Here is a 26,103-nt window from a genome sequence, read left to right as displayed (position 1 = left end):
AGGGATGAATTCAGAACCGGCAACGCCGCTGCTCGACACGGTCAAGACACCAGACGATCTACGCAAGCTCGCACCTTCGCAGCTTCGCCAGCTTTCGGACGAATTGCGGACCGAGATGATTTCTGCCGTGGGCACCACCGGCGGACATCTCGGATCGGGCCTTGGCGTTGTCGAACTGACCGTGGCGATCCACTATGTGTTCAACACGCCGCAGGACAAGCTGGTGTGGGACGTGGGCCACCAGGCCTATCCGCACAAGATCATCACCGGCCGGCGCGACCGCATCCGCACCTTGCGGCAGGGTGGCGGGCTTTCGGGCTTCACCAAGCGCAGCGAAAGCGAATACGACCCGTTCGGCACTGCACACTCGAGTACCTCGATCTCGGCGGCGCTGGGCTTTGCCATTGCCAACAAGCTGAGCAACCGTCCGGGCAAGGGCATTGCCGTGATCGGCGACGGCGCGATGAGCGCAGGGATGGCCTACGAGGCGATGAACAACGCCGGCGAGGCGGGGAACAGGCTTGTCGTCATCCTCAATGACAACGACATGTCGATCGCACCGCCGGTGGGCGGGCTTTCGGCCTATCTGGCGCGGCTGGTCTCCTCGCGCCAGTTCCTGGGCCTGCGCGAGATCGCGCGCAAGCTTTCGCGCAAGCTGCCGCGCCCGCTGCACACCGCCGCGCGCAAGACCGACGAGTTCGCGCGGGGCATGGCCATGGGCGGGACGCTGTTCGAGGAGCTGGGCTTCTACTATGTCGGCCCGCTTGACGGGCACAACATCGACCAGCTGATCCCGGTGCTGGAGAACGTGCGCGATGCGGCCGAAGGGCCATGCCTCGTCCATGTCGTGACGCAGAAGGGCAAGGGCTATGCCCCGGCCGAACAGGCGGCGGACAAGTACCACGGGGTGCAGAAGTTCGACGTGGTCACCGGTGAGCAGGTCAAGGCCAAGCCCGGTGCTCCGGCCTACCAGAACGTGTTCGGCGAGACGCTGGCGAAGCTTGCGGAAACCGACCCGACGATCTGCGCGATCACGGCGGCCATGCCGAGCGGCACGGGCGTCGACAAGTTTGCCAAGGCGCATCCGACGCGCACCTTCGACGTCGGCATTGCCGAGCAGCACGCCGTGACTTTCGCGGCAGGTCTTGCGGCAGAAGGCATGCGTCCGTTCTGCGCGATCTATTCGACCTTCCTGCAGCGCGCTTTCGACCAGGTCGTGCATGACGTGGCGATCCAGAACCTGCCGGTGCGCTTTGCCATCGACCGCGCCGGGCTGGTCGGCGCCGACGGCGCTACCCATGCCGGATCGTTCGACATCACCTACCTCGCCACCCTGCCGAACATGGTGGTGATGGCGGCTGCGGACGAGGCGGAACTGGTCCACATGACCTATACCGCCGCCCGCCATGACAGCGGCCCGATCGCGTTCCGCTATCCGCGCGGCAACGGCACGGGCGTGGCGCTGCCGGACGAGCCGGAGCTGCTCGAGATCGGCAAGGGGCGCATCGTGCGCTCGGGCTCGAAGGTGGCGCTGCTTTCGCTCGGCACCCGTCTGGCCGAGGCATTGAAGGCGGCGGACCAGCTCGAGGCCAAGGGGCTCTCGACGACGGTGGCAGACTTGCGCTTTGCCAAGCCGCTCGACACCGATCTGATCCGCCAGTTGATGGCCACGCACGAGGTTGTCGTGACGATCGAGGAAGGCTCGATCGGCGGCCTTGGCGCACACGTGCTGACGATGGCGAGCGACGAAGGGCTGACCGATGGCGGTCTCAAGATCCGCACCATGCGGCTACCCGACGTGTTCCAGGACCACGATGCGCCGGACAAGCAGTACGACACCGCGGGCCTCAATGCGCCGCATATCGTCGATACCGTGCTCAAGGCACTGCGGCACAACTCTGCCGGCGTGAACGAAGCGCGGGCCTGACGCAGGAGTTGCGGCCGGCACGACCACATCGTGCCGGCGGATTATCGCACGTTCAGCCGATCCACATCCACAGCCCGGCAGGAATGCCGAACAGGTGGTAGTGCAGCCACGTGGCGATGAACCAGACGAAGAAGGCAAGGACCCAGGAAAGGCGCAGGCCGCCGAGTTCCTGCAGACGGGGCCAGAAGCTGGTGCGGCGCTGCCATGGCAGGAATTCGCGCTTGTTCTGGGCGACCTTGCGCTTGTCCTGGAAGTGCGAGCCGAGCAGCGCCAGCACGATCAGGCCTGACATGAAGACAAGGACACGAGGCGTCGGCGAAGCGACGATGTGACCGAGCGCCCATAGCGCAATGCCCCACATCATCGGATGCCGGGTGATCCTGAACACGCCGACCGGAATCCACGTGCCGACACCGGCGGCATTCTTGCCGGCCAGCGCAGGATTGCGCACGAACGATGGCAGCAGGAACGCTGTGCCGGTTATCGTGAGCAGGCTGGCCACCACCCAGGGACCGGCGGCCATGCCATCCCATAGCGGCGTTCCCGCCTTGACGCGGTCAAAGGTGACGATCGCCCAGGCCAGTGCGCAGAGCGAGACCAAGGAATAGAACAACAGGAATCCTTGCGCGCCCATCATCAACTGAAGGCGCGAACGAATTGGCCCTGACATCACGAAATGCGAAAAAACGAAAGCAGTTGTCGCCACAATCAGTTGGATCAACGCATGATCCATGAACTGTCCCCCAATCCGCGGCCCCCGTTGCCGTTTTCGACCAACGCCCGCGTTACCCTGATGATACTCTCAAGTTGGCCAAAGCAAACCCCTGCAGAAACATTCTCACGTTCGAACGGTTCCCGCCATAAGGGAGAATATCAAGCCACCCCGTGCATCAGCTTCCTCAGCGGCACCGCGACGACGAGAAGTACGGCGCCGATGCCGATCGATATCCAGCCGATCGTCGTGAAGACACCCACGTAGGTATCGAGGCTGACCTTGAGATTGGTGACCTGGCCGCCGACGGTTTCGACGCTGGCCACCTGCGCGACCATCCCGGCAACGTACTGCGCCACCGCGATCGACAGGAACCACACCCCCATCATCATGCCGACGATGCGGGCCATGGACAACTTGGTGATCATCGACAGACCCACCGGCGAAATGCACAGCTCGGCCATCGAGTGGACCAGGTACAGGCCAGCAAGCCAGACGAGTCCGACCTTGAACTGCGCATCGGCAAACTGCGCGCCCCACACCAGCAGCAGGAAGCCCGCGCCCACGCCCATTAGCGCCAGGGCGAACTTGACCGGGATCGAAGGTTCGACGCCGCGCCGGGCCATCGCATTCCACATTGCGCCGAACACCGGCGCCAGCGCGACGATGAACAGGGCATTGAAGATCTGCGTCTGGCCCGCGGGCATGACGTAGACCTCATCGGTGGCAAAGCCCCTGGCCCGGGCATAGACCATGCCGATGAAGCCGGCCGTCATCACCAGGGCGAAGCCAGCACCCATCTTGCGCCTGGTTGCTGCCGGTTCACCATTGCCGAAGAACCAGGTGAGCAGCCAGCCCAGTCCGCCCAGCAGGAGAGCGAAGAACAGGTAGTAGGTGAACGGATAGGCGTTGAAGAACGCGAAAAGACCGCGAGTCCAGCCCACTTCGAGCACGGTGTTGCGCTCGGCAAACAGGGTCAGCGAAGAGCCGGCCTGCTCGAACAGGGTCCAGAACACGGTGTTGAAAACGATCAGCACCATGGCCGCGACCATCATCTGGAATTCGACGCGGCTGCCCGATGCCAGCGCCCAGATCAGGATGCCGGGAACGGCGAGAAGAAAGGTGCCGAACATCAGCTTGCCCATGATCGGCAGGCCGAGGAGATACCCGAGCAGTCCCTTGCCCGGCTCTGGCGCGACATAGGCCATCAGGTTGGTGAACAGGAAGAAGAACAGCGGCACGCAGACCAGCGCGGTACCGTAGATGAGCCAGTCCTTGCGCGGATCGGCCCCGGCGGGACGCTCGCCATAGCCATCGAGCCTGCCGCCATCGAACTGGAACAGGACCCACGACAACGTCATGCCGATGGCAGCAAGGCCAAATCCTGCCCACCAGCCCACGGATTCGGCGAGAATCGGGCAGAAGAACTGCGAGATCAGCGAGCCCAGGTTGATGCCCATGTAAAAGATCGTGAATCCGGCATCGCGGCGGCGGTCACCATCGGCATAGAGCGAGCCGACTATTGTGGAAATGTTGGGTTTGAAGAAGCCGTTGCCGACCGTGACCAGCGAGAGGCCGACGAGCAGTATCGCGATGTGCAGCTGCGAGCGTTCGCCGTCCGACTGGAATCCGCCAGGCGCGATGCGCTTTGCCTCGACCCCGTCAGCCGTCTTGAGCGAGACAGACTTGTCGTCGTTTCCGACGATTTCGAGGCGTTGGCCGCTCATTTCGACCGAACGGACTTCGCTGCCGGCGGTCTCGGTGACGGTCACGTCATACCGCTGGCCTTCGATCGTGGCATAGGGCTTGGCCGCCTCGCCCCCGAAGCAGAGCATGAAATAGCCGACCGCCATCAGGATCGCGCCGAATTTCACCGAGCGTTTGGAGCCCAGGTAACGATCAGCAATCAGCCCGCCGATCAGCGGGGTAAGATAGACGAGTGCGGTGAAGCCACCGTAGATGCCGGTGCTGGTGGTATCGTTGAAGAGAAAATGCTTGGCGAGATAGAGCGTGAGAATCGCCCTCATGCCGTAATAGCCGAAGCGTTCCCACATTTCGGTCGTGAACAGGCGCTTCAATTGGGGTGGATGGCCGAACCACTCGCCAGTTGTCGTGGTTCGTGCGAAGTTCGTGTCTTCTTGGGCCATGCCGGCGAGCGATCCCGTCGTTGCTGTGTGAGCTTTTTGCACTGCCGCGCCTGTCCCGCACGGCAAATTTCCGCCTTAGTGCCACGTGTCGCGATGGCAAGAAACTATTTTCAATCGCAACCAATGTCGCAAAGCGGCAGGAGCGTGCCCGGAGAGCTGCCACAACGAGCCGTTGTGTGCTGCGCTGTATTATGGCACTATGGCACCATGGGCATGAACACCAGCCAGGCAAGCCGCCCGGTCTACCTCCGCCTTCGCGACGAAATCTGTGCGGCGATCCTTGACGGTCGCTATGCGGAGGGCGCCATGCTGCCGTCGGTACGGGCCTATGCGGCCGAACAGGGCGCCAATCCCCTGACCGTGGCCAAGGCCTATCAGCAGTTTCAGGATGAAGGCTTGGTGATTGTCCAGCGCGGCGTTGGGATGTTCGTAGCACCCGGTGCCGTTGAAGCCTTGCGCCAGCGGGAGCGCGAATCTTTCCTGCAAGATGAATGGCCCGCAGTCGCGGCGCGGATGCGCCTGCTCGGCCTCAGCCTGGCCGACGTAGCGGAAATCGCCTGAAACGGTCCATTTTTGGCCACTTTGAGTAATATGAAACGATTGTCATGACCGGTTGGGCGTGGCAGGATGTTAGAATGTGCTCATACGGGGGTTTGGGCACAGGGATCGTAGAAAATCGGGGTGTGGCCGCATGGTCGCTCGGCGGAGGGAAAGAATGATAAGATCGGAGCTGCTGCAGGCTCTCGCCAAGGAAAGTCCTGGCATGCGCAGCGAAGAAATCGAACGGGTTGTCGACGTTTTCTTCGATGAGATTGCCAAGCGACTGGCCGATGGTGGGCGTGTCGAACTTCGTGGTTTCGGCGCGTTCTCCACGCGCGAACGCGATGCCCGGAAGGGCCGCAACCCGCGAACCGGCGAGACCGTCGAAGTACCGGGCAAGCGCGTGCCCTATTTCAAGGCAGGCAAGGAAATGCGGCAACGGCTCAACGCCGACTGAGCTTTCGACCGGAAATTCAGCAAGGGCGCGGCAACAGGCGTTGCCGCGCCCTTTGTGCTGTGGCAGGCGCGACTTGCACGAGTTGCAGCATTCAGGGCCTTAGCCTGACCTGCCAACAGTTGCGGACGTGGCGGAATGGTAGACGCCGGGGACTTAAAATCCCTTGATCCTTGATCGTGCGGGTTCGAGTCCCGCCGTCCGCACCATGATCCTTTGCTTTGTAATTGTTTGCCCGGACTTGATGACGAGTTTGGCTACACATTTATAGCGTTTGTTTACATGTCTGTAAAAATCCAAGTCATTCCGTAATTTGCTTGGTAACTCCGCGGTAGGAATTACGTGCTAATACTGATTCTTGCCGGGGCATGCGTGCGCTCCGGCGCGGCTTCACGTGCACGGGGGATCGGGCTTGGCCCAGGCAGACGACGATCAAGTGCCTAAGGACGCGGAAGCCGGAGCGGAACAACGCGCCGCGCCGCGTTTCACCCTGCTGATCCGTGCCGCCAAGTTGATTCTGGATGGCGAACGCGAATTCCTCTGTGTCATCCGCGATGCTTCGACGAGCGGCCTCAAGATCCGCTTGTTCAACCCGCTGCCCCCTTGTGGATCGCTGGCCATCGAAATGAGCAACGGCGATCGCTATCCGATCGAGCAGATCTGGAGTGAAGGCGAATACGCGGGCTTCCGTTTCCTGAACGACATCGAGATCGAGCGTCTGCTTGACGAAAGCCACGGAACTTTCCCCAAGCGCCAGGTCCGACTGCGCATCCATCTTGATGCAATCCTGCATTCCGGAGGCGATGCAGTACATGTCGCATTCCAGGACATTTCGCAGCAGGGCGCGTGCATCGAGTGCGACAAGTGGCTTCTCATGAACGAGCTCGTCCGGCTGGAAACGGAAGTTCTGCCCCCGATCTACGCCAAAGTGCGCTGGCGCAGCCACCCGCGTTACGGGCTTCTCTTCGAACAGACCTTCAAGATGGACGAACTCGCGCGGATCGCGGCGCCCTTGCAGGGCAGCGATCCTGCGATGCCCAACTCCGACGGACGGCTGCGGAACGTCTGACAGCGGTTGACTGGGAACGGCAAATCTTTGCCGAATGACCGGCCGTCATTAACCATCCCTTATCCATTTTCCTTCACGTCTGACCCACGCGAAAAGCGTTGAAACGGGGGTTTTGATGGTTAACGGGACGATGGCGGCCGATGGCCACGCAAACGGTTCTGGCAGCCGCAAGGTGGATGTCGCGATCATCGGCGCGGGGCCAGCCGGGCTGACGGCGGGCTACCTCCTCACCAAGCGGGGTTTCAGCGTCGCCATCATCGAAAAGGACCAGACCTATGTCGGCGGCATAAGCCGGACGGTCGAGCATGAAGGCTACCGTTTCGACATCGGCGGGCACCGCTTCTTCTCCAAGAGCCAGCAGGTCGTCGATCTGTGGAACGAGATACTGCCCGATGATTTCATCCAGCGCCCGCGGATGAGCCGGATCTATTACGAGGGCAAGTTCTACTCGTACCCGCTGCGCGCGTTCGAGGCGCTGTGGAACCTTGGCCTGGTGCGATCGACGCTGTGCATGGCGAGCTTTGCAAAAGCCAAGGCCTTTCCGAACCGCAATGTAAAGAGCTTCGAGGACTGGACCGTGAATCAGTTCGGGCAGAAGCTCTATTCGATCTTCTTCAAGACCTACACCGAGAAGGTCTGGGGCATGCCCTGCGACGAGATGAGCGCAGACTGGGCTGCCCAGCGGATCAAGGGACTGTCGCTGTGGGGGGCGGTCATCGACGGGCTGAAGCGCAGTCTCGGCCTGAACAGGCGCCCGAACGACGGCATGCAGACCAAGACCCTGCTCGAAACCTTCCGCTATCCGCGTCTGGGCCCCGGCATGATGTGGGATGCCGCGCGTGACAGGATCGTGGGCAGTGGCAAGGGTGAAGTGCTGATGGGCCATGCCTTCAAGCAGCTTGCTGCCGATGGCGCGGGCGGATGGCGCCTGTCTGCGAAGGGGCCAGATGGCGATTTGGTGATCGAGGCGGCCCACGCCATCAGCTCGGCGCCGATGCGCGAGCTGGCCGCGCGCCTGTATCCACTGCCCGCCACGACCCTCCAGGCCAGTCGCCTCAAGTATCGCGACTTCCTGACGGTGGCGCTCAAGATCCGTTCCGAGGAGCTGTTCCCCGACAACTGGATCTACATCCACGACAGCAAGGTGAAGGTCGGCCGCATCCAGAACTTCCGTTCGTGGTCGCCGGAAATGGTGCCCGACGAGAGCGTGGCCTGCGTCGGACTGGAATACTTTTGTTTCGAGGGCGACGCGCTGTGGGACTCCTCGGACGAGGAACTCATCGAACTGGCCAAGCAGGAAATGGCGATCCTCGGACTTGTCAGCCCGGAAAAGGTGATCGGCGGCGTGGTCGTGCGTCAGGAGAAGGCCTATCCGGTCTATGACGACGAATATGCCGCCAACGTGGCCGCCATGCGCACCGAACTGGAAGCTGCCCATCCCACACTGCACATGGTGGGCCGCAATGGCATGCACCGCTACAACAACCAGGACCACGCGATGATGACCGCGATGCTGACCGTGGAAAATATTGCGGCGGGCGCGCGGATCTATGATACCTGGTGCGTGAACGAGGATGCCGAGTACCACGAGGCGGGCAACGAGGGATCGCAGGGAACCCTGCCGGCGCGCGTGGCACCCAGCGAAGACCAGGCAGCGGCACTGGCATCGGTTCGCGACGTTCCTGCGCGGATCGTGCCTGAAAAGGCTGCGGCGAAGGCCGCCTGAACCGAACGGTGCCGCCACAGATGACCGGGACGATCCTGCCGATGATCGATCGCCTGCGCCGCGTGGTGCTCCTGCGCTACCTGCTCGCCAGCGTCGGGGCGCTGGCCGTGGACGTCGGCTCGTTCCTTGCCCTGCTGGCGGTGGGGATTGCACCGGTGATCGCTTCGGCGAGCGGCTATTCGCTAGGCATAGTAGCGCACTGGCTGCTTTCGAGTCGCACGGTCTTTACCGATACGGTGGCCGCAGAGCGCGGCGCGCGCACGCGGCAGAAAGCGCTGTTCGTTGGCTCGGCCCTTGTCGGGCTGGCGCTGACGACCCTGATCGTCGGAGCCGGTGCCGCGCTCGGTCTTGATTCGCGCTTGTCGAAGCTTATCGCCGTGGGGGCAAGCTTCACGACGACATGGCTGCTCAGAAAGCGGGTTGTCTTCCAGTGAGCTACCGCAATTCCGGCCAATCGCCGGGAGAGCGCAGCGCTGCGATTCCCTGGCGCGGCGTGTTGCTGGCTTGGGTTGCGATCAGCCTGCTGATGCTGGTTGGTAGCGGTGGCAGGCTGTCGCCGGCGAATTTCGTCGACGGCGATGATGCGCTGCGCCTGCAGCAGGTCCGCGACCTGCTGGGCGGGCAGGCCTGGTTCGACCTTCGCCAATACCGCATTGCGCCGCCCGATGGCGTGGCGATGCACTGGACCCGCGTTGTCGACATCCCGATCGGGGCAATGATCCTGCTGTTGCGTCCGCTGTTGGGGCAGGGGCTGGCAGAGAGCATAGCGATCGTCATTGTGCCGCTGCTGAACCTTCTGGCGGCAATGGCGCTCGCGGCGCGGCTGGCGGCAAGACAGTTTGGCCCGCGCATCGGTATCGTTGCAGCCCTGCTGGTGGCAGCGGCTGTGCCGGCGTCCTTCCGCATGATGCCGTTGCGGATAGATCACCACGCCATGCAGTTCGTGCTTGCGCTGGTTGCATTGAACGGCCTGTTCGCCTCTACGCCCCGGATGGGCGCGGCCGTGGCCGGAGCGGCGCTGGCATTGGCACTGGCTATATCGCTTGAATCGCTGCCTCTGGCCGTGATCGTCGGCGGGCTTTGCACCTTGCGCCTGTGGCGAGGCCAGGGCGAGTGGCTGATTAAGTATCTGCTGAGCCTGTCCGTGGCGAGCCTTGCCCTGTTCCTGGCAACGCGGGGCCTTGCCGATCAGGCGCAGCATTGCGATGCCGTTTCGCCTGTCCATGTCGCGGCGCTACTGTGGATGGGGGGCGGCGTAGCGATCGTCCTGGGGCAGCTACGCGACCGCCCGCCGTTGGTTAGCCTACTTGCCGTGTGCCTGATCGGAGCAGGGGCTATCGGCATTGCTGCGGTCTGGGCGCCGCAGTGCCTTGCCGGAGACGCTTTCGCTTCGGTCGATCCGCTGGTGCGCAAGGTATGGCTCGATTCCGTGCTCGAGGGCCTGCCGGTGTGGCGGCAGGAGCCGGGTTTTGCGGCAACCATCATCCTGCTGCCGCTGTTCGGCCTGATTGCCTGCCTTCGACTTTTCAGGCGCGCTGCGGACCGCGCGGCGCAGCTGTTCTGGCTCGACTACGCGCTGCTGCTGCTTGGCGCGACGCTGGTCGGCCTGCTGGTGGCGCGCGCATCGGGAGTATCGTGTCTTTTTGCGACCGTGCCTGCGGCTTGGCAGGTTGCAGAGCAGTTCGCCCGCTGGCGGCAGGATTCCCTGCTGGTCCGCCGCATGGGCAGGGTGGTGGTAATGGTCACGCTGCTCTTGCCGGGCGTGCTGGTGGATCAGGCGGCGCGGCTGCTTGCCCCGGTAGGACAGGCTTCAGCAGGCCGGGCGCAGGGCGAGGTGGCCCTTGGCTGCGATTTCTCCAAGGCCGTGCCAGCACTGGAAGCAATTCCCCCGCAGACGCTGCTCACGGGGCTCGACATCGGGCCGACCCTGCTGGTCATGACCCGGCACAAGGTCATCGCGACGGCCCACCACCGTGCAGACACCGCCATTCGCGATGTGATCGAGGCTTTTCTGGGACCGGACGAAGCGGCGCGGCTGATCATGGCGCGACGCGGGGCGGCCATGGTGGTGATTTGCCCCGGCGGTAGCGAGGCGCGGTTCTATGCGGAGAAGGCACCTGACGGGTTCATTGCCCACCTCATGTCCGGCAGGACTCCGCCCTGGCTCCAGCCGGTGCCCATGCCGGCCGCTGGCGGGGTCAAGGCGTGGCGGGTGCTGCCGCGGTGATCGCGGAATAACGCTTGATGAACGGCGCCAAGTGAGCGCGGTAAGGATCCGCCGCGCCGATTGCGCCTGTATTGATCGGTTCGCGCACCTGCATAGCGCTGGCCGTTGAAACAACGCGTTTGGTCTCGTGTGGGCGGAACACCTGCGGCTCTGCGGCGAGCCGACAATGCTGCAGGATGCGCGGGATCTCGGTTTTCGGGGAACGGACAAGGGTCTGGTAATCGACGACGAGAATCCTCTCCGGGAACATCTCCGACCAGTGCTGGAACAACTGGTCTTCCAGCGCGAAGTGGCTGGCGATGTCCTCAAGCTTCCATGACCAGTCAAGGCCGTGGATGAAGTAGGTGCGGAACGCGGACCATGCGCAATCGACGGGATCGCGGCGCAGCCAGATCACTGGCGCTTGCGGCAGGAGTGCCGCGATCAGGCCCATGAAGCGGCTGGTATTGAGCGCCTTGTCGACGAAGCGCCCCTGCTGGCCGAACCGCTCCTGCCCGAGGTGGAGGTAGAGTGCTGCAAGATCATCAGCCTTGCCGCTTCTCGCGAGATAGGCGTTGAGGCCCGCTGCCCCGAGTGAACCCAGATCGCGCTGAAGGATCGCCATGCGGCCCAGTTCTTCCCCGCCTGAGACCGCCGAATGGCTAACGAGAATCTGTTCGACCAGCGTCGTGCCCGAGCGCGGCAGGCCGGTGACGAAGATGGGCTGGCTGGTATCGATAGTGATGCCGGCGTTGATGTCGGCGACGAACGCACGGTCGAAACCGTCGCGGCAGGCTTCAGCTTCTCGCGCATCGGCTTTCGCCTCGTAAGGGCGTTCGGTACTTGCGATAGCCGCGCCCTGAGCGAAATGGTCGAAGGCTGCATCTGTTTCGTTCCGGTCGAAATGGACCCGTCCGGCAGCAAAGTGGAAATGTGACCGCTCGATCGCAGGAGCGCTGCGCATGAGAGGGGCGGACTGGAGGATGCGTTCGCCCACCGGGTCGCCCGAGTTGCGTTTGCGCGCAGAGACCAGCGCGAGCATGGCTTGGCCGAGTGCCGGGTTGGCATCGAGCGTTGTCTGAAGGATGCTTTCGGCCAGATCGGTCAGCCCGAGGTTCAGGGCTATGGTGCCCCGTAGGAAGCCGTTCTGCGAAGGATCGGGTACCGAGGGTGGCACGTTGCGGATGACGGACCAGGCCTGTTCGAGCCGGCCGCACTGCGCCAGCATGGCAGCCTGCAGGTAAGCTACCTGCGGGTGCCCGCGATGATGGTCGACAAAGGACTGCATGGCGGCGCTCGCGGCCGAGATTTCGCCATTGGTCTGCATCACCCTTGCAATGAGCTGCCAGCGGTCGCCGAGCGGCGGCCGGGCGGCGATCAGGGCGAACGCCGCGGTGTTGGCAGTGCGGCGATCCCCTGCTTCAAGCGCTGCCACAAAGCGGCGCAGCTGAGCGACGGCTTCAGCTTCGGTCATCGGCTTCATCGACATGTGGAGTAGCTACAGGATTGGCGGAAACAAGCGAAGTCAAACGTGGCGTCGGCACAAAAAAGAGGGGTGGCCGAAGCCACCCCTCCATGTGTTATCGATACTTCAATCCAGATCAGAAGTTCACGCCGAACTGGAAGCGGAAGTAACGCGGCTGCTGGTACGACAGGGGAGTACCGTAGTCGCCACGCGGATTGCCGTTGCTCTGCGTGCCCAATTCGCGGAGGTCGAGAACGCCCTTCTGGTTGAACACGTTGAACACGTCCACACGGAAGCTGGCATCCACCGCGTCGGTCGGCAGCTTGAACACGGCCGACAGGTTGGTGAAGACGTTCCAGTCCGACTGAAGCTGCGAACCACGCGGGGTCAGCTTCAGGGTTGTCGCGCTGGTTGTATTAACCGCAGCCTTGCTCGGATCGGTGATCACGTTGCCACTGTCGTCGGTGTTGCAGTAGAAGCCTGCTGCACCATAGGCACCGGCAAACGGATCACGAACGCGTGGCACGCGGCCGATACAGCCAAACTTGCGCGGCGAGATCGCCTGGAACTGCGCACCCAGCGTAAGCCAGTCACCGATCTGGTACGAACCAAATACCTTGAACTTGTGGGCATTGTGGCTTGGCAGGAAGCCGAAAGTACCGTCGGTAAGGCCCGGCTGGTCGAACGCGGTGGTCAGGCCCGAGTCAGTCTGCCCGTTGTCCGAACGGATGCCGCCTTCGATATTCCCCTTCGATTCGGACCAGGTATACGAAGCCGAGAGGCTCCATACGCCGTCGAAATCGCGGTCGAAGGTGGCCGTGATCGCCTTGTAGGTGCGCTTGGCCTTCGGATAGCCGAGCTGGGCAGCCGTGAAGTTCACTGTGCGCAGCGTCGATTCACCGTTGACCGGATCGGACAGGGTGATCGTGGCGTCGCGGCCCGGGTTTGCCAGCACGTACTGGTGGAAGCCAGTCCAGGTGCTGCCACAGCCGGTCAGCTTGTTGTCGGCGCAGTACTTGAGAACGGCGGCGTCGATCGCGATGTCTTCAAGCGAGTCGTTGAGCTTGCGATACTGACCGAACAGGCCAACGCGGACGCCGCTGCCGAGCTGTTGTTCGATACCGAGAACGAACTCGTCAACCGACTGCGGCTTAAGGCTCTTCGAAACGGTGGCCTCCGTCGGGGTCGCCTCGCCATCGGAGATGATGTCGCAGTTCTTGATCCCGGTATCCGGGCAAGCAACCGCATCTTCGAAGCCAAGAACCGGCGCGCCGACGATCGGCGTGCCATCCGGGTTCAACCCGTTGAGCAGGTTGTAGCGGGTGTAGTCAAGTTCTGCACCGGCAAGGCGGATGTTGGTGTTGGCGACGATCGGCAGGAAGTACCGGCCATACGAACCGTAGACCTTGGTGCGCTTGTCACCGAACGGGTCGGCAGTGAACGCAAGGCGCGGTGCCCACTGGTTGCCCGACTTGTAGTAGGTTGCACCCACCACGTTCTTGTTCTCGAAGCGATCGTTGCGGATGCCGAGGTTGAGCTGCAGGCGGTTGTCGAGCAGCGACCAGCTGTCCTGCAGGTAGAACGCTTCGTTGCGCGACTTGAACACGCCGCCGTTCACGAATGTACGCGCAGTGACATAGAGCGTGTTCGGGGTAGGAACGTAAATGTCACCCGAGTCTGCGGGCGTGCGGACGTAGGTATAGAAAACGTTGCCGGTGTAGCTGGTTGTCGCGTCCGTCGTCAGGTTTTCGCGGTCGTAGCCAGCCTTGAAGTGGTGTTCGCCGAGCAGGTTCACGAAGACTTCCGCGTCGGCACGGTAGAACTCTCGGGTATCGTAGTTCTCGTCGAGCGCGTTGACCGCATTGCCCACTGCGCCAAGACCGGCGGTGTCGGCGATGCCCGGAGCGTCCGGCGTGGTCGAACCGACGACGTCACGACGCTTGTTCTTGCCGTAGGCACCCGAAATAGTGAGGAAGTCGGTCAGCTGGCCGGTGTAACGACCGATGTAGTTTTCACCACCGCCCTGAAGAAGTGCGCGGCTCTGGAACGCGCCACGCTGCGGCACGCCATCAGTGCGGCTGTCATAGGTGCCACCGTTTGCGTCGACGATGCTGTAGCTGTCGAGCGTGCGGTCAAAACTCGAGTTGAAGTAGGTGAACTCGAGGCGATGGCCTTCGAACGGCAGGAAGTCGATCTTGCCGCCGTAGAAGGGCGAACGCATGCTGCGCTGCTCGCGACGCAGACCCGTGCTGTACGGCGCGATTGCGCGACGTGCATTGGGGTTGTTGGGATCGGGCTCGGTCTGGTTCGGGTTGACCGTCAGCAGAGTGTCGCCCGACTTGATGTAGTTGTGCTGGTAGAAGCCGTAGAAGAACAACTTGTCCTTGATGATCGGACCCGACAGGTTGAAGATCGTCTGGATCGTCTCGCGGGTGTCTTGATCGTTACGGTCGATCAGGGTGTTCTTGCGGTCTTCGAACAGCCCATCGGGTTCCCAGTTGACGAGCAAGCCGCCGTGGAACTGGTTCGAACCCGACTTAGTGATCGCGTTGACGAAGCCGCCGGTAAAGCGACCGAACTCTGCGGGGACACCGCCGTTCTTGACTTCGACCGTCTGGTAGAACTCAAACGGCACTTCGACCGAGCCGAGTCCCTCGCGGAAGTCCGTGACGTTGAGGCCGTTGATGAAGAAGGTGTTTTCCGAAACCGAACCGCCCGAGATGCTCGGCAGGTTGCCGAACGCGCTGTCACCTTGGCTGGTGCCGGGAGCAAGCAGGATGATCGAGGTCAGATCACGAGCGACGGGGACGCGCGCCGCGACGTCTGCGACCGAGATGACCTGGCCGGTGGTGGTGCGGTCAAAGTCCGAAACGCGGATGCGCTGGCCGGTGACGACGATCGATCCGTCGGCAGAAGCCGTGGCGGCACCGACGCGGACCAAGCGGAAGGAGTTGCCGCCTTCCGACTGAGTGATGCGGACAGCGGGATCGGTGAAGGTCTGGTACCCGTCAGCGGTGATCGTGAACGTGTAGGTGCCTTGCGGCAGGGTCGGGATGCGATAGCCACCGGCGGAGTCGGTGGTCACCGAACGGGTAAAGCCCTGATCGTTCGACTTGATTTCTACCGTTGCACCGGCGAGCGGGGCATCGTCTTCACCGACGATCTGGCCGCTGGCGGTAGCGTACGTAAAGTCCTGCGCCATGGCAGGCGCGACGAAGGCGGCCGAGCCGGCGAAACCGGCGACGACCAGCGCCAAGGGCGCGGCGCTCGCACGGAGCGCAGAGAAGGTTTTGATGTTCACGTGTCCAGTCCCTTTTGTCCTGAATCCTGCACAGCCAGCAAGAGCTGTGCAGGCCCTTTCCCGTATCGCCAAAACCCTAACAACGCGCTTTGGAGCGAAGCTTGGGCCCCCTTGGCAAACGGGCAAGATGCATCTGTTTGGCTGAAATGATCGGGACCATCAAAACACGATTGTAAGTTACGAAATGAATCCGAAACATGTGTAGCGAAACTGCCACACCGCCTTTGGGTCAGGTAAGGTAAGGCCGGATTTCCGTAACTTACGGGTGATGCACAGAAATTACACTCCCACCCCATTCACTTGCCATTAATTTCAAAGGTGACGGTTTCGGGTGAAACAACGCTGCGAACATAGGGATAAAGGCGTTGCAGCTGATACCAGAATCCCGATGGCGGTTTCGTTCCATCGGCAACCGGGCATAAAAGGAAAACGAACCGCCGGTGATGGGGGCTACCTGCGCAAAGGGCCGTGAATGCGGCCTACGTCTGGTCAGGAAGAAAAAGCAGCGGGTCGATCCGACTGGCCTGCCATTTCATCGACCAATGCAGGTGCGGGCCGGTCGCACGACCGGTGGCACCGATTCGGCCCAGCGGCGTGCCCTGGGCAACCTTGTCCCCTTCGCGCACCAGAAGTTCGGAGGCATGGAGAAAGGCACTGTTGAGGCCCATGCCATGGTCGAGCATCAGCAGTCGGCCTTCGAGGCTGAACGGGCTCTGCGCGGCAAGCGTCACGATACCCTCGGCCGGTGCGACATACGTCGTGCCTGCGCCACCGGCGATGTCGAGCCCGGAGTGATAGGCAGCCGGTTCGCCCTTGTAGATGCGCTGGGAGCCGAAACGCCCGGAGAAGCGGCCCGGCGCGGGGCGGATGAAGCTCTGCCGCCAGCCCTGTGCGCCGGTATCGACCGCACGGGCGGCGGCGATGCGGGCGAGTTCGGCACGGCGCAGGCGGAGGTATTCCTCGCTGGTCACGCCACCTGGCTTGCGGGCGACGTTGATGTGCTCGATCTGCCAGGCGCGCGGGGCAATGGCAAACTCGTGGACAAAAGGCCGACCGCCTGGCAGCGTCACCTCGATCCGCGCCAATGGGGTTGCATCGCGATCAAAGGCTATCAGGAAAGCCCAGTCATCCGCCAAAGCAACCGGCTTGCCATCAAGTTTGAGCGCCGTTGATCCGGGCTGCACGCGTCCTCTCAACCATCCGCCCTGCATGGCGCGGCTGTCGGGTGAGATCACCAATGTGCTGATGGGCGTATTGCCCAGCGCGAAACTTGCCACCGAAGCGGCCGTTCCGGCGAGGAAGGCGCGCCTCTGCAGGATCATTGCCAGCTCCTTAGCCTTCGAGATGGCGTCGCGTCGAGATTTCGGCGGTGGCGTAGGCCTCCTGCCGCTGCGCGCACCAGTAGCGCAGCGCATCGAGCGGGATCTTCTCGCCCGAGACGGCGCAGACGACATGATCGCCGCCCGAGAGCTGGCGGAACGAGCCGGGAAGGTAATGGAGGCGCGCGAGGCGACCGGATTGGGACATCAACATTGGGGCAATGTAATCACTTAAGACCCTCAGAACAATTCCTGCTGTCCCTCGGGCCGCGCGGCCGGGCGTGGTTTGGAGGCGGGGCGGGTTTGGGGCACTGTGGTGGCGGTGCTAACGTCCAGCGTGCCGTCGGCGAATTCGAGCCGCAACGTCGGACGCGCCTGTGCATCCTCGCGCGTCCGCACGACATGGCCGTCTGGCGCAGTAACCAGCACGTACCCGCGTTGGAGGGGGGCTTTCGGATCAAGCGAGCGGCGCAGGCGATCAAGCGCTTCGATCTTGCCGCGCGCGTGGTCGATGCGCTGCAGCAGCATTTCGGGGCGCAGCCGCCGGGCGGCAAGGCGCTCCGCTTCGCGTTCGACCCGCGCCATCAACAAGGCAGGGCGCAAGGCTCCTGCATGGCGGGCGAGGACCGATCCGGCGATCTCGGTGCGGTGGACGAGGGCGCGGCGCAAGCGCTCCCCAAGATCATCGACGCGCTGGGCCTGGCCCTGAAGGAGCGCCTGCGGTTGGGGCAGGCGCTGGCTGCGGGCTTCGAGGCGTTCCTTGGCCTGGGCGAGCTGGCGGGCGAGGGCGCGTCGCTGGCGGGCGTTGAGATCGGCTACAAAGGCGGCAAGTTCCGCCTGCACCGGCACCGCAAGTTCAGCGGCGGCAGTGGGCGTCGGAGCGCGCAGGTCGGCGGCGAAATCACACAGGGTGGTGTCGGTCTCGTGACCAACTGCGCTGATGATCGGGATGGTGCAATTCGCCACGGCGCGGACGACCTCTTCCTCGTTGAACGACCACAGGTCTTCGATCGATCCGCCACCGCGCGCCACGATGACGAGGTCCGGGCGCGGGATCGGTCCGTCGGGCATCATATCGCTGAACCCGCGCACGGCGTTGGCGACCTGCGTTGCCGCACCCTGACCCTGGACCAGCACCGGCCACACGATGACGCGGCTGGGAAAGCGATCTGACAGGCGGTGGAGGATGTCGCGGATCACGGCGCCAGTGGGCGAGGTGACGACGCCAATGGTGCGCGGCAGGAACGGCAAGGGCTTCTTGCGGGCGGGATCGAACAATCCTTCGCCTTCCAGCCGGGCTTTCAGCCTGGCGAGGAGCGCGAGCAGCGCGCCTTCGCCGGCGATCTCCATCCGCTCGATCACGATCTGGTAGTTCGAGCGGCCCGGGTAAGTCGTCAGCTTGCCGGTGGCGATGACCTCGACGCCGTCCTCGGGCCGGAAGTTCAGGCGCTGCACGCCGCCGCGCCACATCACGCCATCCAGCCGCGCGTTCTCGTCCTTGAGGCAGAGGTAGAGGTGGCCCGAGGCCGCGCGCTTCACGCCTGAAAGCTCGCCACGCACCCGGACGAAGCCGAAGCGATCCTCGACGGTGCGCTTGAGCAGGGCGGAAATCTCGGAGATCGAGAGGGCCGGGGCGTTGTCGCCTGCCGATTCCCTCGCTAGGAGCCCGCCCGAGCCGTTGTTATCGTCGTCATAAGGCGCGGAAGGGAAAGCCATGAATATCCTGCTGCTGGGATCGGGTGGGCGCGAACATGCCCTCAGCTGGAAACTGGCCCAATCGCCGCTTCTGGACAAGCTCTATGCGGCACCCGGGAATCCGGGCATTGCGGAAAACGCCGAGCTGGTTGCGCTGGATCTGACCGATCACGCCAGTGTGGTGACCTTCTGCGAAACAAACCGCATCGGCCTCATCGTGGTGGGGCCGGAAGCGCCGCTGGTCGACGGCCTGACGGATTCACTGCGTGCAGCAGGCTTTTCCGTGTTCGGGCCGAGCCGTGCGGCAGCGCAGCTCGAAGGGTCGAAAGGTTTTACCAAGGATCTGTGCGCACGGGCCAACATCCCGACCGCCGGCTATGTTCGCGCCAAGTCGCTAGAGGAGGCCCGCACCGCGCTCAAGGACTTCGGTGCGCCGGTGGTGATCAAGGCCGATGGCCTTGCTGCGGGCAAGGGCGTCGTCGTGGCGATGACGATGGCAGAGGCCGAGGCCGCGGTTGACGACATGTTTGACGGCGCCTTCGGCTCTGCCGGTGCGGAGGTGGTCGTCGAGGAGTTCCTCACCGGAGAAGAGGCGAGCTTTTTCGCCCTGACCGATGGCGCAACTATCGTGCCGTTCGGATCGGCACAGGACCACAAGCGCGTCGGCGATGGCGATACCGGCCCCAATACGGGCGGCATGGGCGCCTACAGCCCGGCGCGTGTGCTGACGCCCGAACTCGAGGCGCAGGCGCTCTCGCAGATCATCGCGCCGACGGTGAAGGCCATGGCCGATGAGGGCATGCCCTATTCCGGCGTTCTTTATGCGGGGCTGATGCTGACCGAGCAGGGGCCGAAGCTGATCGAATACAATGCTCGCTTCGGCGATCCCGAATGCCAGGTGCTGATGCTGCGGCTGGAAAGCGACCTGGTAGAGCTGCTGCTGGCCTGTGCCGACAACAAGTTGTCGAGCATCCAGCCGCCGCGCTTTTCCAGCGACGTGGCAATGACCGTGGTCATGGCGGCCGAGGGCTATCCGGGTACGCCGAAGAAGGGGGGGCGCATTGACCATATCCCCGCCGCCGAGGCAGGTGGGGCAAAAGTATTCCACGCGGGCACTGCCCTTTCGGCAGACGGCGTGCTTTCGGCAAATGGCGGGCGCGTGCTCAACGTGACTGCCAGGGGGGGCAGCGTGAAGGCTGCGCGGGATGCGGCCTATGCTGCAGTGGACGCGATCGTCTTTCCGGAAGGGTTCTGCCGTCGCGATATCGGCTGGCGCGAGATCGAGCGGGAAGAAGCGGACGCCTGACGGCACCGCTTTTCGCCCGACAGGTCTTGACCGCATCGGCAAAGCGGGCACAAAGTCATGTGACAGCGCAGGACAAGACGCGCTGAACCGGGAGCCGATGCATGAATCGCCGCACTTTCATCACCACCGCCGGAACCGCAACGATGGCGGGGCTGGCTCTGGCCAATGCTCCCTTGCGGGCGCTCGACAGCAAGCGCCGGTTCGGCATCCAGTTGTGGTCCGTCGCCAGAATGCTGAGCGAGGACTTCTCCGGAACCATCGCCATGCTGGCAAAGCTGGGTTACCGCGAGATTGAGACCTACGGGCCTTATACCTTCAGCGACCAGCGCCAGATCGATGGCTGGAAGAACACGGCCAAGATGCTGGGCTTCTCAGGCAGCGGCTTCTTTGGGCTGAGCGCCGCGCAGATCAAGGCCGTGTTCGATTCGCATGGAATGACAGTGCCCTCGATGCACACCGACCTGTTCACACTGCAGACCCGGATGGGCGAACTGGCCGAGGCCGCGCGCGCCTTGGGGGCGACCTATGTCACCTTGCCTGCGATTCCGGCCGAGGAGCGCAAGACGCTCGACGACTACAAGCGCATGGCCGACGTCTTCAACGCTATCGGGCAGAGCGCCACGCGACATGGGGTTCGCTTTGCCTATCACAACCATGGCTACGGCTTCGCACCGATGGACGGCAAGGTGCCGATCGACACGCTGCTGGACGCGACCGATCCTGCGCACGTGTTCCTCGAGATGGACACCTACTGGACTACGGCGGGCGGCGCCGATCCGAAGGAGTATCTGGCGCGGTACAAGGGCCGCTACCGGATGATGCACCTCAAGGACATGAAGGGCCAGCAGCGTTTCGCCGGAGACGGTGGCGCTCCGGCTGACTGGATCGCGCTGTTCCCTTACCTGACCTGGCTTGGTGACGGCTCGCTCGACATGGCCGGCATCATCGAGGCGGCCAAGGCTTCGGGGGTAGAGCATTTCTTCGTGGAGCAGGACAGGGCTGACGACCTCAAGGTCGCCATTGCCGGCAGCGCCGCCTACATGAAGAAGATCGGCTTCGAGTAAGCCGCCAAGGCAGGGCGTCAGATGACGCCCTGCTCTGCCATCTGCGCCAGTTCGGCTTCGCCAAGCCCAAGCAGTTCGCCGTACACTTCGGCATTGTGCTGCCCGACCTTTGACGGTGCCGGGCGGCGCACCGATCCGGGTGTGGCGGACAGCTTGGGGAAGCTGGACTGCATCTTGAGCGGACCGAAGCGCTCGGTCTCGACTTCGATGATGGCTTCGCGTGCCTGGAAATGCGGATCGGCAAGCATGTCGGGGGCTCGGTAGACGCGGCCTGCGGGGATCGAATGCTCGATCATCAGCGCGTCGACCTCGTCCACGGTCAGCGTGCGGGTCCACTGGTTGATCAAGTCGTCGAGCTCGTCCTGGTTCTCGCCGCGGGCAAGATGCGTGGCATAGCGCGGATCGTCGCCCAGTTCTGGCCTGCCCATCGCTGTCGCGAGACGCTTCCACAGCGAATCCTTGTTCGCGCCAATCATGAACTCGCCGTTCTTGCACTTGTAGACGTTGGACGGTGCGATGCCCTTGAGGACCGAGCCCGAGCGTTCGCGGATGTAGCCGGTGCGGTCGTACTCCGGGACGAGGCCTTCCATGACCTGCAGGACGGATTCGTAGAGCGCCGCATCGATCACCTGGCCGCGCCCGGTGCGCTCGCGCTCGTGCAGAGCCGCCAGAACGCCCATGCAGCCGTAAGTGGCCGTCAGGGTGTCGCCGATGGAAATGCCCATGCGGCTGGGTGCACGGTCGGGCTCGCCGACGATGTAGCGCCAGCCACCCATTGCCTCGCCGATGCCGCCAAATCCTGCGCGGTCGGAATAGGGTCCGGTCTGGCCGTATCCCGACATGCGGGCGATGATCAGGCCGGGCTTTTCGGCAAGGAGCACGTCAGGGCCAAGGCCCCACTTCTCCATCGTGCCCGGCTTGAAGTTCTCGATCACCACGTCGGCATGGGCGATCAGTTTCTTCACCAACGCCTGCCCTTCCGGCACGCGCAAGTTGGCGCTGACCGAACGCTTGTTGCGCGCGATCACTTCCCATTGGACCTTCTCCGAACCCTGGCCCCAGTCACGCATCGGATCACCGGTGACGGGTGGTTCGACCTTGATCACGTCGGCACCCATGTCGCCCAGCAGCTGGCCGCAGAACGGGCCTGCAAGCAGCTGGCCGAGTTCCAGCACGCGAATGTCTCTGAGAGGTCCGGGATTGGTGGTTGTCATGGTCATTCTGCCGCCTCCAGTAGCGGCCATTCAGGTTGAATCGGTGCGGGCAGTCCGGTTTCCGCTTCGCAGTTTGCGCGCAGTACTTCGATGCCCGGACCGTAATTGAACAACGGCAGTTCGCCCCGCTCCTCGCGCAGGCGCGCGCGCAGGGCTTCGGTCTCGGCGAAATTGACCGCACCACGATCATCGGCGACCACGCCATAAGCCCGTGCGCCTTCCACTGTGACCAGCCCCTGCACGATTTCCTTGCCGACCAGTTCGGGATCGCGGGCAAGCGGATCGCCCCAGCCGCCGCCGCCCCAAGTGATGAAGTGGAGCATGTCGCCCGCTTCGACTTCGAGATCCTCGACCTTGTTGCCGACGATGGTCTGCGTGCCATCGGGCTTTTCGAGGATCTTGCGCGCCCGCGCGCCCGGTTCGCCGCCGTTCACGCCCCAGGGCGGCACAAACCAGCGGTCGTCGTGGATCGCAATTGTGCCCTTGGAAAGAAAGCGATAGGTCATGCGGATGCCGTTGCCGCCGCGATGGAGGCCTGCGCCGCCCGAATTCGGCTCGCACTCATAGCGCTCGATCACCATCGGGAAATAGCGTTCGAGGAATTCGTTGGGCACGTTGGTGAAGCCGGGCCAGAGCGAGTGACCGTCGGGTCCATCACCCATCGGGCGGCCGGGGATGCCGCCGAAGCCGATCTGGAAGAGCTGGAACCAGTCGCCGTTCTTGCCGGGGCGCTCATCGTTGCCGGCGTAGAACAAGTGTGGTGACGAGGAGAAGCCGGCGGCGTTGAGGAATTCCGGCGTCTTCTGGCCAAGAAGGCCGCCAAGGATATCGAAGATGCGGCCCAGCGCATGGGTGCGGCCCGAGAGCGCGGCCGGGAACTTCGGCTTGAGCAGCGAGCCTTCGGGAATGCGCACGTCGATCAGATCGTAGAACCCGTCGTTGAACAGGATCTGCGGGTCGAAGACCATGATCATGTAGATGCCGAAGAACATCTTGAACATGTTCTCGTTGAGGAAGAAGTTGATCGAAGCGACCGACTGCGGATCGGTGCCTGCGAAATCGAGGATCACCTTCTCACCTTCGCGCCACATCGTGCATTTGATCTTGTAGGGGCCGAAGCCCATGCCATCGTCGCAGATGTAGTCCTCGAAGCTCACCGGCTCTTCGGCAATCGCCATGCCGACAAGCGCCTTCATGGCACGGTGATTGCGGGCAAGCAGTTCCTGCGTCGCCGAAACGTAGACGTCGTCGCCGAAGCGCTCTGCCATCTCGATCACGCGGCGCGCGGCGACGCGACAGGCAGCGATGAGCGCATTGAGGTCTGCCGCGCACCAGTCAGGCTTGCGGGTCTGGTGCATGACAAGCCGGATCAGATCGGCGTTGTATTCGCCGCGTTTCCAGATCTTCACCGGCGGGATGCGCACGCCTTCCTCGAAGATCGAGCGCGCATTGATCGGCATCGAGCCGACGACCTTGCCACCGATGTCGGACTGGTGACCGAACATTGATGTGTAGGCGATCAGGCGGCCGTCCTTGAACACTGGCAGCAGCACCAGCCAGTCGTTCGAGTGGCTTATCGCCCCGCCTACAGAGTAGGGATCGGACAGGAAAATCATGTCTCCGTCTTCGAGCGTGCCCTCGTAATTTTCGAGGAAGCCGCCAATGAAGGAGCCGAACTGGCCGACGATCATCTTGCCGGTGTGGTCGGCAATCAGCGGGAAGGCATCACCCTGTTCGCGGATGCCCGGAGACATCGCGGTGCGCACGAGCGTTGCGTCCATCTCGATGCGCGCATTGCGCAGGGCGTTCTCGATGATGTCGAGAGTTACCGGGTCGATGGCGACACGTTCGAACGGCTTGTCGTTGGTCTGGACGATGGTTGCAGGCATGGTTCGCGCCTCCTCAGGCCAGATTGATCAGGATATTGCCGACGTGGTCGACGGTGCCGATGCAGCCGCTTTCGATCAGGGTCGTGGAATCCATTTCGCAGACGATGGCCGGGCCGGGGATCACGTCTCCGGCGCGCAACTTGGCGCGATCATAGATCACGGCGGCCTGCTCTCGCCCGTCCATCCACAAGGTGTGGTCACGCATTCTGGCGGCGATGGGGTTGCCGTCACCCTTCTCGAGTTCGGCGGCTGGCAGGTCGAGAGCGCGACCCATGGCCACGGCGCGCAGGTTCACGATCTCGTGCGGGGTGTCCATGTTGAAGGTGAACAGGCGCTTGTGCTCGGCATCGAAGCGGGCGAGGATTCCGGCGATGCCATCGGTGGTCAGCACATCGGGAGTAATCGTCAGCGGCACTTCGAAGGCTTGCCCGGCATAGCGCACGTCCACTTCGAAAGCGGTGCTGATCTCGTCTTCGGGCACGCCATCGGCAAGCAGTTCGGCGCGGGTCTGGGCGGCCATTTCTTCAAGGATGGCAATGAGGTCTGCCGCTTCGGTCTGGCTGGCGAGACGGCTGAACGAGCGCGCGGTTTCGGTGCGCATCCGCGTCGTCGCATCGCCAAGGGCGCAGAGCACGCCGGGGCTGACCGGCGAGATCGCGGGCCAGCTGCCCATCAGGCGGGCCACGGCATTGACGTGGAGCGGGCCTGCGCCGCCGAAGCCCATCAGCGCAAAGTCGCGCGGGTCATACCCCTGCTGGACCGAAATCATGCGCAGCGCGCCGAACATGTTCTCGTTGACGATGTCGATGATCCCTCGCGCAGCCGCCATCAGGTCGATGCCAAGGGCGTCGGCAATGGTCTGCACCGCCTTATTCGCGCCTTCGCGGTCAAGATTGAACGTGCCGCCGAGGAGGTTCTCGGGAAGGTAGCCGAGCACGACGTTTGCATCGGTCACCGTGGGCAGGGTGCCGCCTTTTCCATAGGCGACCGGCCCCGGCACGGCTCCTGCGCTCTGCGGCCCGACCCGAAGGGCTCTTGTCAGCTCAGGAACATAGGCAATCGAACCGCCGCCTGCGCCCACGGTCTTCACGTCCAGCGCCGAGGCGCGGACCGAGAGATGGCCGACTTCGGTGGTGCGCTGGCGGCGGGCTTCGAGATTTTCTATAAGGGCAACGTCGGTGCTGGTGCCGCCGACGTCGAGAGTCAGGATATTCCTGATCCCGGCATTGCGGCCGACCCAGATCGCGCCCGTCACGCCACCGGCAGGGCCGGACATCAGGATGTTGACCGGATGCTCTTCGGCCTTCTGTGCGCTCATCAGACCGCCGTCCGAGCGCAGCAGCGAGAGCTTGCCGTTCATCCCCGCCTCGGCAAGGCGCGAGCGCAGGTTGGAGACATACTTGCCGACGACCGGGCGCACCGCCGCGTTGGCCACTGTCGTCAGGGTGCGCTCGTACTCCTGCATTTCGGGCAGGACTTCGTGGCTCAGCGAGACCGGCACGCCCGGGATGATCTCTGCCGCCAGTTCACCCACGCGCTTCTCGTGCGCGCCATTGGTGTAGGCGTTGATCAGGCTCACGGTGATCGCTTCGACGCCATTGTCCTTAAGCACGCCCAGTTGCGCGCGGATGTCGGCATCGTCGATCGGGCGGATTTCCGAGCCTTCAGCGCTCATGCGGCCCTTGATCGTGACGGTATCCTCGAGCGCTGCCAGCGGCTGGGGCTTGGGCCAGACGATCCAACCAGCCAGCCCGCCCGGCACGAAGCTGCGCGCGATCTGCATGATGTGGCGATAGCCCTCCGTCGTGACCAGGCCGACGCGCGAGCCCTTGCCTTCGAGCACGGCATTGGTCGCGACCGTGGTGCCGTGGAGGAAGAATTCGACGTCTCCAGGCGTTATGCCGGCCTTCTCGCAGATTGCGGTTACGCCATTGAGGATGCCCTCCGAGCTGTCGTGCGGGGTCGATGGCGTCTTGTGGCGCCAGAACGCGCTCGACGAGGTGTCAAACAGCAGGAGGTCGGTGAAAGTGCCGCCGACGTCCACGCCAAGGCGATAGCCCATTGCTCGA

19 protein-coding genes and 1 tRNA gene are annotated in these 26,103 nt (G+C 63.4%); 10 read left to right on the top strand and 10 right to left on the bottom strand.

Annotation, left to right across the window (positions count from 1 at the left end; translation table 11 throughout):
* Window positions 1-4 precede the first annotated feature (4 nt).
* On the top strand, window positions 5-1,927 hold the full coding sequence (gene dxs, locus NJ75_RS07745; RefSeq protein WP_039333127.1) for a 1-deoxy-D-xylulose-5-phosphate synthase: 1,923 nt from the start codon (window positions 5-7) through the stop codon (window positions 1,925-1,927).
* Between the two features lie 52 nt (window positions 1,928-1,979).
* Here dxs and NJ75_RS07740 read toward each other — a convergent pair whose 3' ends face one another.
* Both NJ75_RS07740 and NJ75_RS07735 read right to left on the bottom strand, forming a co-directional pair.
* A complete protein-coding gene (locus tag NJ75_RS07740) occupies window positions 1,980-2,660 on the bottom strand; it encodes an NnrU family protein (RefSeq protein ID WP_039333126.1) in 681 nt (226 codons plus the stop codon).
* 140 nt (window positions 2,661-2,800) lie between these two features.
* Window positions 2,801-4,786: a peptide MFS transporter gene (locus tag NJ75_RS07735; RefSeq protein WP_039333124.1), complete on the bottom strand. Its 1,986-nt coding sequence runs from the start codon at window positions 4,784-4,786 to the stop codon at window positions 2,801-2,803.
* A 213-nt stretch (window positions 4,787-4,999) separates the two neighbouring features.
* Here NJ75_RS07735 and NJ75_RS07730 point away from each other — a divergent pair, with 213 nt between their 5' ends.
* From NJ75_RS07730 to NJ75_RS07700, 7 genes are all read left to right on the top strand, one after another.
* Window positions 5,000-5,347 (top strand): GntR family transcriptional regulator, encoded by a 348-nt coding sequence (locus tag NJ75_RS07730; RefSeq protein ID WP_039333345.1) that lies wholly within the window; start codon window positions 5,000-5,002, stop codon window positions 5,345-5,347.
* 154 nt (window positions 5,348-5,501) lie between these two features.
* A complete protein-coding gene (locus NJ75_RS07725) occupies window positions 5,502-5,783 on the top strand; it encodes an integration host factor subunit beta (RefSeq protein ID WP_039333122.1) in 282 nt (93 codons plus the stop codon).
* A gap of 121 nt (window positions 5,784-5,904) precedes the next feature.
* Window positions 5,905-5,989 (top strand) — tRNA-Leu (locus NJ75_RS07720).
* A 203-nt stretch (window positions 5,990-6,192) separates the two neighbouring features.
* On the top strand, window positions 6,193-6,849 hold the full coding sequence (locus tag NJ75_RS07715; RefSeq protein ID WP_052242186.1) for a PilZ domain-containing protein: 657 nt from the start codon (window positions 6,193-6,195) through the stop codon (window positions 6,847-6,849).
* A 115-nt stretch (window positions 6,850-6,964) separates the two neighbouring features.
* Complete coding sequence (locus NJ75_RS07710; RefSeq protein ID WP_236727090.1) at window positions 6,965-8,575, top strand: NAD(P)/FAD-dependent oxidoreductase; 1,611 nt, start codon at window positions 6,965-6,967, stop codon at window positions 8,573-8,575.
* 20 nt (window positions 8,576-8,595) lie between these two features.
* A complete protein-coding gene (locus tag NJ75_RS07705) occupies window positions 8,596-9,009 on the top strand; it encodes a GtrA family protein (protein WP_039333120.1) in 414 nt (137 codons plus the stop codon).
* Window positions 9,006-10,802: a hypothetical protein gene (locus NJ75_RS07700; protein ID WP_039333118.1), complete on the top strand. Its 1,797-nt coding sequence runs from the start codon at window positions 9,006-9,008 to the stop codon at window positions 10,800-10,802. Before NJ75_RS07705 ends, NJ75_RS07700 begins: the two co-directional genes overlap by 4 nt.
* On the opposite strand, the gene NJ75_RS07695 is transcribed toward NJ75_RS07700, so the two are convergent.
* From NJ75_RS07695 to xseA, 5 genes are all read right to left on the bottom strand, one after another.
* Window positions 10,774-12,270: a tetratricopeptide repeat-containing sulfotransferase family protein gene (locus tag NJ75_RS07695; protein WP_039333116.1), complete on the bottom strand. Its 1,497-nt coding sequence runs from the start codon at window positions 12,268-12,270 to the stop codon at window positions 10,774-10,776. The two genes, NJ75_RS07700 and NJ75_RS07695, sit on opposite strands and share 29 nt — an antisense overlap.
* Before the next feature lie 112 nt (window positions 12,271-12,382).
* The gene (locus NJ75_RS07690) at window positions 12,383-15,547 is read right to left on the bottom strand and encodes a TonB-dependent receptor (RefSeq protein WP_082013315.1); all 3,165 of its coding nucleotides are present in this window, start codon (window positions 15,545-15,547) and stop codon (window positions 12,383-12,385) included.
* Window positions 15,548-16,026: 479 nt separating this feature from the next.
* Window positions 16,027-16,869: a M23 family metallopeptidase gene (locus NJ75_RS07685; protein WP_039333114.1), complete on the bottom strand. Its 843-nt coding sequence runs from the start codon at window positions 16,867-16,869 to the stop codon at window positions 16,027-16,029.
* A 10-nt stretch (window positions 16,870-16,879) separates the two neighbouring features.
* Complete coding sequence (locus NJ75_RS07680) at window positions 16,880-17,080, bottom strand: DUF2093 domain-containing protein (RefSeq protein WP_039333112.1); 201 nt, start codon at window positions 17,078-17,080, stop codon at window positions 16,880-16,882.
* 26 nt (window positions 17,081-17,106) lie between these two features.
* A complete protein-coding gene (gene xseA / locus NJ75_RS07675; protein ID WP_039333110.1) occupies window positions 17,107-18,582 on the bottom strand; it encodes an exodeoxyribonuclease VII large subunit in 1,476 nt (491 codons plus the stop codon).
* Between xseA and purD the strand changes: the two genes are divergently transcribed.
* Window positions 18,581-19,867: a phosphoribosylamine--glycine ligase gene (gene purD, locus NJ75_RS07670; protein WP_039333108.1), complete on the top strand. Its 1,287-nt coding sequence runs from the start codon at window positions 18,581-18,583 to the stop codon at window positions 19,865-19,867. The genes xseA and purD overlap by 2 nt on opposite strands.
* A 101-nt stretch (window positions 19,868-19,968) precedes the next feature.
* Entirely contained in the window at window positions 19,969-20,931 is a 963-nt protein-coding gene (locus NJ75_RS07665) for a sugar phosphate isomerase/epimerase family protein (RefSeq protein WP_039333106.1), read from the top strand.
* 17 nt (window positions 20,932-20,948) lie between these two features.
* Here the strand turns inward: NJ75_RS07665 and NJ75_RS07660 are convergent, their stop codons facing one another.
* From NJ75_RS07660 to NJ75_RS07650, 3 genes are read right to left on the bottom strand one after another with little or no spacing between them, the layout of a single operon-like run.
* A complete protein-coding gene (locus tag NJ75_RS07660) occupies window positions 20,949-22,145 on the bottom strand; it encodes a CaiB/BaiF CoA transferase family protein (RefSeq protein ID WP_039333339.1) in 1,197 nt (398 codons plus the stop codon).
* A gap of 2 nt (window positions 22,146-22,147) precedes the next feature.
* Complete coding sequence (locus tag NJ75_RS07655; protein ID WP_039333103.1) at window positions 22,148-24,034, bottom strand: hydantoinase B/oxoprolinase family protein; 1,887 nt, start codon at window positions 24,032-24,034, stop codon at window positions 22,148-22,150.
* 13 nt (window positions 24,035-24,047) lie between these two features.
* A complete protein-coding gene (locus NJ75_RS07650; protein WP_039333102.1) occupies window positions 24,048-26,096 on the bottom strand; it encodes a hydantoinase/oxoprolinase family protein in 2,049 nt (682 codons plus the stop codon).
* Between the last annotated feature and the right edge of the window lie 7 nt (window positions 26,097-26,103).

Source organism: Novosphingobium subterraneum, assembly GCF_000807925.1.
Taxonomy (GTDB): Bacteria; Pseudomonadota; Alphaproteobacteria; order Sphingomonadales; family Sphingomonadaceae; genus Novosphingobium; species Novosphingobium subterraneum.
The sequence above is the reverse complement of the archived record's forward strand: the minus strand, read 5'-3'. Positions and strand labels throughout refer to the sequence as shown.